Source organism: Saccharothrix luteola (assembly GCF_020859565.1).
In the GTDB taxonomy this organism is placed as follows: Bacteria; Actinomycetota; Actinomycetes; order Mycobacteriales; family Pseudonocardiaceae; genus Actinosynnema; species Actinosynnema luteola.
Genome location: NZ_JAJHUO010000005.1, coordinates 394,840 through 403,121 on the forward strand (window position 1 = coordinate 394,840; position 8,282 = coordinate 403,121).

The following is an 8,282-nucleotide window of genomic DNA, read 5'->3' on the forward strand; positions in this document are numbered from 1 at the left end:
TCGGCTCGGACGGGGTGAGGGTTGGTGTCTGACTTCGACTCGCTGGAGACCGTCAAGCGACGGCTCGAAGGCATCAAGTCCGAGCACTCGGCGCGGATGGAGTTGGCCGCGCGCAAGTTCGAGGAATCGGACAAGGCGACCAAGGAGAGCCACCAGAAGTTCGTCGAGAAGGAGAAGAAGCTGGTCGCGCGGCTGCGCGAGATGGCGGAGGCCAAGCGCGAGGCGGCGGCGAACCGGAACAAGCCGAAGGAGTACGCGTTCGGCCCGGCCGACGACGACGCGGCGCCGGACGAGATCGCCGACGAGCTGGCCGCGCTGGAACGGGCGCGTGCCGCGAACGCGGCGGCCCAGGCGCCCGGCGACTCGTTCCTGCGCGGCCCGGAGCCCGCGAACCGCAACCAGTGGGGGCGGACCCCGACCGGCCCGCCGGTTCCCCCGCCGCCGCCGGTGCAGCCGGCCCGGCCGCCCGCGCCGCCGCGCCGTCCCGCGCGGCAGGTGGACGATGACGACGACTTCGGTGGTCAGAGCTGGTTGACGTGACCCATGAGCCCCGCTCCGGCGGGGCTCATCGCGTCGGCAGCCGGTCCAGCGGTCCGCGCCGGAAGGTCAGCACGGCGCCCTTCACGTCGCCGTCCAGCAGCGCGTCCCACTGCTTCTCGCCCTTGAGCGTCCGCAGCAGGAACGCCGTCACCAGGGCACGGGCGAGCTTCTGCGCCGCCCGCTCGCCCTTGCCGTCGAGCAGCAGCTCGCTCCAGTGCCGCCCCTCGGCGAACCCCAGGTGGCTGGTCTTCGGCAACGACCGCAGCTGCACCGGCCCCTGCCACGCCTCCGCGATCGCCTCCGCGTGCCCGACCGGCGGCGCGATGCGGTCCTCCCCGCCGGCCAGGTGCAACCCGGGCACGGTGACCCGCCGGGCCGCGTCCAGCGCCGACGGCCGGGTCTCGGACGCGGCCAACGTCACGACCGCCCGCACGCGCGGGTCGTCCGCCGCCGCGAGCACCGCCGCGCCGCCACCCATCGAGTGACCGGCGAGCGCCAGCCGTGACGCGTCCACGCTGATCCCGCCGTCACCCAGCCGTACGCCGGTGCACACGTCGAGCGCCGTGCGCAGGTTCCCGGCCATCAGTCGCGACGACATCAACGGCCCGCGCTGCGTGCCCGGCGCGGCGGCCACGAAGCCCCACGAGGCCAGGTGCCGCAGCAGCGCCCGGTAGCGGTTGACGGGCTGCAACCAGCCGTGCCCGAAGGCCACCGCCGGCAGCCCCAGCCCGACCGAGGGCGTGTAGATCAGGCCCGGAAGCCCGACCAGAGCCAGGTCGCCGCGCAGCACGGGGTGCTCACCGGGCCTGCTGAGCTGGTCGAGCACCTGCTTCGCCGAGTAGCCGCTCACCCCGCGAACGGTAGTCGATCGCGGTGACGGCGCGCACGTTCCGATTGGTCTACACCAATTGCCGCTGTGACCTGCGCAAACGCGGTGAAGTGGCCCTTTCGGGTGACGGCCCTGGTCTAGTTACGCTGTGCCTCGTGTGCGGAATCGTGGGATATGTGGGACACAGGTCGGCGCTGGACGTCGTGCTCGACGGGCTGCGGCGGCTGGAGTACCGGGGCTACGACTCGGCGGGCGTCGCCGTCCTCGACGGTGACGGCGGCCTGGCCGTCGAGCGCAAGGCCGGCCGCCTGACGAACCTGGAGGCACGGCTGGACGAGGTCGGCCGCGACGCCTTCACCGGCACCGCGGGCATGGGCCACACCCGCTGGGCCACCCACGGCGCGCCGATCGACCGCAACTCCCACCCGCACTGCGACGTCACGGGCCGCGTCGCCGTCGTCCACAACGGCATCATCGAGAACTTCGCCGCCCTGCGCGCCGAACTCGAGGCCGTGGGCGTCGAGATGGCCAGCGACACCGACACCGAGACCACCGCGCACCTCATCGCCCGCGCGTATGACGAGGGCGACACCAAGGGCGACCTCGAAGCCAGCGTCCGCACGGTGGTCCGCCGCCTCGAAGGCGCGTTCACCCTCGTCGTGACACACGCGGATCACCCGGACGTGGTCGTCGCCGCCCGCCGTTCGTCGCCGTTGGTAGTGGGCGTCGGCGAGGGTGAGACGTTCGTCGCGAGCGACGTGTCGGCGTTCATCGAGCACACCCGCGAGGCCGTCGAGCTGGGCCAGGACCAGGTCGTGGTGATCGACCGCGACGGCTACCGCGTCACCGACTTCGACGGCGCCGACGCGCAGGCCAAGCCGTTCACGGTGAACTGGGACCTGTCGGCCGCCGAGAAGGGCGGCCACGAGTACTTCATGCTCAAGGAGATCGAGGAGCAGCCGGAAGCGCTGGCCAACACGCTGCGCGGCCACTTCCGCGACGGCCGGGTCGTGCTCGACGAGCAGCGCCTCTCCGACCAGGACCTCCGGGACGTGGACAAGGTCTTCGTCGTCGCCTGCGGCTCGGCCTACCACTCCGGCCTGGTCGCCAAGTACGCCATCGAGCACTGGACGCGGCTGCCCGTCGAGGTCGAGCTGGCCAGCGAGTTCCGCTACCGCGACCCCGTGCTGGACCGCGACACGCTCGTCGTCGCCGTCTCCCAGTCAGGTGAAACCGCCGACACGTTGGAGGCCGTCCGCCACGCGCGTTCGCAGAAGGCTCGCGTGCTGGCGGTCTGCAACACCAACGGCGCGCAGATCCCGCGCGAGTCCGACGCCGTGCTCTACACGCACGCGGGCCCGGAGATCGGTGTCGCGTCGACCAAGGCCTTCCTCGCCCAGATCGCGGCGAACTACCTGGTCGGCCTGGCCCTGGCGCAGGCGCGCGGCACGAAGTACCCCGACGAGGTGGCCCAGGAGTTCCACCAGCTGGAGGCCATGGCGGACGCGGTGCAGAAGGTGCTGGGCACCATCGACCAGGTCCGCGCGCTCGGCCGTGAGCTGGCCGACTCGAAGGCCGTGCTGTTCCTCGGCAGGCACGTCGGCTACCCGGTGGCGCTCGAAGGCGCGTTGAAGCTCAAGGAACTCGCCTACATGCACGCCGAGGGCTTCGCGGCGGGCGAGCTGAAGCACGGCCCGATCGCGTTGATCGAGGAGGGCCTGCCGGTGGTCGTGATCATGCCGTCGCCCAAGGGTCGGGCGGTGCTGCACTCGAAGCTGGTGTCGAACATCTCGGAGATCCAGGCCCGGGGTGCGCGCACGATCGTGATCGCCGAAGAGGGTGACGAGACGGTGCGCCCGTTCGCGGATCACCTGATCGAGATCCCGGCGGTGCCGACGCTGCTGCAGCCGTTGATCTCCACGGTGCCGTTGCAGGTGCTGGCCGCGGAGATCGCCCGCAGCCGCGGCTACGACGTGGACAAGCCGCGCAACCTCGCGAAGTCCGTCACGGTCGAGTAGGGCAGGCTTGGCCCCATGCGGGGTCTGTGGACGACGGATCGGGTCAGGGCGGCGGAAGAGCGCGTCATGGCGGTCGTGCCGCCGGGCGCGCTGATGCGCCGCGCGGCGTTCGGCGTCGCGGTGGTCGCGGCGGAGCTGCTGGCGGGAAAGCGGCGCGTCGGCCTGCTCGTCGGCGCGGGCAACAACGGTGGTGACGCGCTCTGGGCGGGCTACTACCTCCGCAAACGCGGCGTCACCGTGTCCGCTGTCCTGCTGACACCTGATCGTGTGCACGCCGAGGGCTTGGCGGCGTTCCGCCGGGTCGGCGGGCGGGTGGTCCCGCAACTGCGCGACGTCGACCTGGTGATCGACGGGATCGTGGGCCTCTCGGCCCGCGGCCCGTTGCGCCCGGACGCCGCCGAGCACGTCGCGCACCTCGACGCGCCCGTGCTGTCGGTCGACCTGCCCAGCGGCGTGGACCCCGACACGGGCGCGGTCTCCGGGCCCGCCGTGCGCGCGCACACGACCGTGACGTTCGGCTGCCTCAAGCCCGTGCACGCGCTGGCCGACTGCGGTGACGTGCGGCTGGTCGACATCGGGCTGGGCGGCGAGCTGCACGGGCCGGACCTGGTCGAGCTGGACGTCGCCGACGTCGGCGGGGCGTGGCCGGTGCCGGGGCCGGAGGACGACAAGTACACGCAGGGCGTGACGGGGGTCGCGGCCGGTTCGGCGACGTACCCGGGCGCGGCGGTGCTGGCGACCGGTGCGGCGCTGCTGTCGACGTCCGGCCTGGTCAGGTATGCCGGTGCGGCGGTCGAGGGCGTCCGGGCGCGGTGGCCGGAGGCGATCTGCACGGGGTCGATCACGGACGCGGGCCGGGTGCAGGCGTGGGTCGTCGGGCCCGGTATCGGCACCGGGTTGGGCGCGGAGGCGGTCCTGCGGACGGTCCTGGAGGCCGGTGTGCCCGTGTGCGCTGACGCCGACGCGATCACCATGCTGGCCAACAACCCGGACCTGTGGGACGCCCGCGACCCCGACACCCCGCTGGTCCTGACGCCGCACGACCGGGAGTACGAGCGGCTGGCCGGCCCCGTGGGCGACGATCGCGTGACGGCCGCGCGCAAGGTCGCGGAGCGGTACAACGCCGTCGTGCTGCTGAAGGGCCACACCACCGTGATCGCCGGCCCCGACGGCCGCGTCCTGGTCAACCGCGCCCGCTCGTCGTGGGCCGCGACGGCGGGTTCCGGCGACGTCCTGTCGGGCCTCCTGGGCTCCCTCCTGGCCGCCGGCCTCGACCCGGTCCTGGCAGCGGGCTGCGCCGCGAAGGCCCACGTCCTGGCCGCCGACCTGGCCGCCGCCAACGCCCCGATCACCGCCACCGCCCTCCTCTCCGCCCTCCCCACCGCCATCCGCACCATCCGCCCCCTCTAACCCCACGGCGTGTCGAACCTTCAGACCGCGCGTGTCGAACGCTCAGGTCCCGCGTGTCGAACGCTCAGGCACCGTGAGTTCAACGCTCGCGACGCCGGCACCCCGTCCTGAGTGTTGAATTCGGGGTACCCGAGTGTTCGACACGCGGGACCTGGAGGTTCGACTCGCGCGTTCGCGAAGGTCGGGGCTGTGTCACCATGAACGGCGTTATGGCTGCTCCTCGCGCTGAGGTCGTGATCGACCTCGACAACCTCCGGCACAACGTCGCCCACCTCGACGCCCTCGCGCCCAACGCCGACACGATGGCCGTCGTCAAGGCCGACGGGTACGGGCACGGCGCCGTGGAGGTGGCCAGAGCGGCGGTCGAGGCCGGCGCGACCTGGCTCGGCTCCTGCTCCCTGGCCGAAGCCCTGGCGCTGCGCGCGGCCGGCCTCACCGTGCCGATCCTGGCCTGGCTGGACCCCTTCGGCACGGACTACGCGCCCGGCATCGAGCAGGACGTCGACCTGTCCGCCTCCTCCCTCGCCCAACTGGAGGAGATCTCGGCGGCGGCGGACAAGGCGGGCAAGACCGCCCGCGTCCACCTCAAGATCGACACCGGCCTGTCCCGCAACGGCTGCCCGGCCACCCGCTGGCCCGAGCTCGTCGAACGCGCCGCCAAGACCCACAACGTCGAAGTTCACTCGATCTGGTCACATCTCGCCGTCGCCGACGAGATCGGCCACCGCGGCACCGACGCCCAGGCCGAGCGCTTCGACGACGCCTACCGCGAAGCGCTCGCCGCCGGCCTCGACCCGCGCCGCCACATCGCCAACTCCGCCGCCCTCATCACCCGCCCCGACCTCCACCTCGACCTGGTCCGCCCGGGCATCGCGATCTACGGCCTCAACCCGGTGCCCGTGCCCGCCGACCTGCGCCCGGTGATGACGTTCCGGTCCGCGGTCGCGCTCGCCAAGCGCATCCCCGCCGGTGAATCGGTGTCCTACGGCCTGAGCTGGACCGCGAAGAGCGACACGAACCTGGCCCTGGTGCCCGTCGGTTACGGCGACGGCGTGCCGCGCAGCCTCTCGAACCGGATGGACGTCTGGCTGGCCGGACGTCGCCGCCCGATCGTCGGCCGGGTCTGCATGGACCAGGTGGTGGTCGACTGCGGCGACGACGTGGTGGCGGAGGGGGACGAGGTCGTGCTGTTCGGATCCGGCGGCAACGGCGAGCCGACGGCCCGCGAGTGGGCCGACACCACCGGCACCATCGACTACGAGATCGTCACCGGCATGTACCGACCGCGTGTCACCCGGACGTATGTCGGGACACGCCCGTGAACACGGTGTGGAAAGCCGTCGGCTGGGCCGGCGGCATCCTCGGCGCCGCCGCGACCGGTGTCGCGGTCGGCGTGGCCGCGAACCAGAAGAAGGTCTCGAACGACCGCCAGGCCGACGACCCGCTCGCCGCCGAACCGCTCGGCCGCCTCACCCCGACCCGCGAGTCCACCGTCGCGGCCGACGACGGCGTGCCGCTGTCGGCCGAGGAGGTCGACCCGGAGGACGGCGGGAAACCCGACGTCACGGTCGTCCTCGTGCACGGCTTCGCCCTCGACCGACGCTGCTGGCACTTCCAGCGCCGCGACCTGGCCGCGCTCGTCGAGCCACGCGTGCGCCAGATCCTGTACGACCAGCGCAGCCACGGCCGTTCCGGTCGGTCCACGGTCGAGGGCAGCACGATCGAGCAGTGCGCCAAGGACCTCGACGCGGTGATCCGCTCGATGGCCCCCGACGGCCCGTTGGTGCTGGTCGGCCACTCCATGGGCGGCATGACGATCATGGCGTTGGCCGAGCAGCGGCCCGAGCTGTTCGCCGACCGGGTGCGCGGCGTGGCGCTCGTCGGCACGGCGGCGGGCGCGGTCGGCGGTGCCGGACTGCCGAAGTCCGTGCTGTCCCGCTACAACCCCGTGACGCTGGGCGTCGGCAGGCTCGCAGGGCTGCAACCGGGCCTGGTCGAGTGGGTCAGGCGCAGGGCGTCCACGCTGACGTGGAGCGGGATCCGCGCGCTGGCGTTCGGGAACGGCAAGGTCAGCCCGTCGTTGGTCGACCTGATGGAACAGATGATCAGCGGTGCCACGGTGCAGGTGCTCACCGAGTTCCTGGAAACCCTCGGCACCCACAACCGCTACAAGGCGCTGGCCGGTCTTCGGCACTGCGAGGTGCTCGTCATCAGCGGCGACGCGGACAAGCTGACGCCTTTCTCGCACGCCGAGCGGATGGCCGAGGAGATGCCGCACGGCGAACTGGTCCGCGTGTCCGGGGCGGGCCACATGCTCATGTTGGAACAACCCGACCTGGTCACCGGGCACCTGGTCGGATTGGTTCGGCGCAGTGGCGCCGAACGGTCGGAAAGCAGGCGACGGTGGTGGCGACGAGCGTGAGCGTGACGCTCCCCGAGGTGCAGGACACCGAGGAGTTCGGGCGCAAGCTGGGTGGGCTGGTGCGAGGTGGTGACCTGGTGCTGCTGTCCGGGCCGTTGGGCGCGGGCAAGACGGCGCTGGTGCGCGGCCTCGCCGACGGCCTCGGCGTGACGGGCCGGGTCAGCTCGCCGACCTTCGTCATCGCCCGCGTCCACGATCCCGCGCCCGATGGTCGCGGCGTGCCTTTGGTGCACGTGGATGCCTACAGGCTCGGTGGTCACCTGGACGAGTTGGACGACCTCGACCTGGACACGGATCTGGTGGACGCCGTGGTCGCGGTGGAGTGGGGCGAGGGCGCGGCTGAGCGTCTGTCCGAGGACCACCTGTTGATTCGGCTGGAACGCCGGGACGACGACGTCCGAATCGCCCACCTCCACCCGCACGGCGCTTGGGTCGACCGCGAGCTTCCTGCCTGATTCAGCGGCGGTCGGCGGGTTCCAGAGCTCTGCCTTCAAGCTTTCAAAACTTGAAAGCGTGTCCTCGCCGGACGGGCAGATCAGCAGGATGACGGGGAGAGCGGTCAGGCTGCGGGTCCGTTGTCGGTCCGGGTTTCGTGTCATCCCACCGACCTCCCTCCGGGCTACCACACGCGTCAAGGGGGCGGTTCCAGCCCAGTGTTCCTGTCGGGGTGGTAGGTGCCCCCTTGACCCGTGCGGTAGGGCTCTGCCAGGTCGGCGGGATGACACGAAGCCCTTCTTTTCGGGAAGAGCCTGTCAGTGGACGGGAGCGGCGGGCCTGGCGCGGGTCGTGTGGAGCGGCGTCACCATGGGCTCGGTGCCGGCCTTTTCTGCAAAACGAGGGGTTCGTGTCATCCCGCCGACCTGGCTTTGCCCTACCGCGCGTGTCAAGGGGGCTGTGGGTCCTCTGCCTGGTCGTTCACTGATGTCGGCCCCCTTGATACGTGTGGTAGCCCGGAGGGAGGTCGGTGGGTTGACACGGGCCCCGGACCAACGACGGACCCGGCATAGGACCGCCAAACCAGGGGTCATCCTGCTGATCTGCCCGTCCGGCGAGGACATGCTTT

7 protein-coding genes are annotated in these 8,282 nt (G+C 71.9%); 6 read left to right on the plus strand and 1 reads right to left on the minus strand.

Annotation, left to right across the window (positions count from 1 at the left end; genetic code table 11):
- The first annotated feature begins 24 nt into the window (after window positions 1-24).
- The gene (locus tag LNK82_RS09375) at window positions 25-540 is read left to right on the plus strand and encodes a hypothetical protein (protein ID WP_230566522.1); all 516 of its coding nucleotides are present in this window, start codon (window positions 25-27) and stop codon (window positions 538-540) included.
- A gap of 25 nt (window positions 541-565) precedes the next feature.
- Here LNK82_RS09375 and LNK82_RS09380 read toward each other — a convergent pair whose 3' ends face one another.
- Window positions 566-1,390: a dienelactone hydrolase family protein gene (locus LNK82_RS09380; RefSeq protein ID WP_230566523.1), complete on the minus strand. Its 825-nt coding sequence runs from the start codon at window positions 1,388-1,390 to the stop codon at window positions 566-568.
- A gap of 134 nt (window positions 1,391-1,524) precedes the next feature.
- Here LNK82_RS09380 and glmS point away from each other — a divergent pair, with 134 nt between their 5' ends.
- From glmS to tsaE, 5 genes are all read left to right on the plus strand, one after another.
- Entirely contained in the window at window positions 1,525-3,387 is a 1,863-nt protein-coding gene (gene glmS, locus LNK82_RS09385; protein WP_230566524.1) for a glutamine--fructose-6-phosphate transaminase (isomerizing), read from the plus strand.
- A gap of 15 nt (window positions 3,388-3,402) precedes the next feature.
- A complete protein-coding gene (locus tag LNK82_RS09390) occupies window positions 3,403-4,797 on the plus strand; it encodes an NAD(P)H-hydrate dehydratase (protein ID WP_230566525.1) in 1,395 nt (464 codons plus the stop codon).
- A gap of 209 nt (window positions 4,798-5,006) precedes the next feature.
- Window positions 5,007-6,119 (plus strand): alanine racemase, encoded by a 1,113-nt coding sequence (gene alr, locus LNK82_RS09395; protein ID WP_230566526.1) that lies wholly within the window; start codon window positions 5,007-5,009, stop codon window positions 6,117-6,119.
- On the plus strand, window positions 6,116-7,219 hold the full coding sequence (locus tag LNK82_RS09400) for an alpha/beta fold hydrolase (protein ID WP_372470444.1): 1,104 nt from the start codon (window positions 6,116-6,118) through the stop codon (window positions 7,217-7,219). The genes alr and LNK82_RS09400 overlap by 4 nt, the downstream gene beginning before the upstream one ends.
- A complete protein-coding gene (tsaE, locus tag LNK82_RS09405; protein ID WP_230566527.1) occupies window positions 7,216-7,674 on the plus strand; it encodes a tRNA (adenosine(37)-N6)-threonylcarbamoyltransferase complex ATPase subunit type 1 TsaE in 459 nt (152 codons plus the stop codon). The genes LNK82_RS09400 and tsaE overlap by 4 nt, the downstream gene beginning before the upstream one ends.
- The last annotated feature ends 608 nt before the right edge of the window (window positions 7,675-8,282 follow it).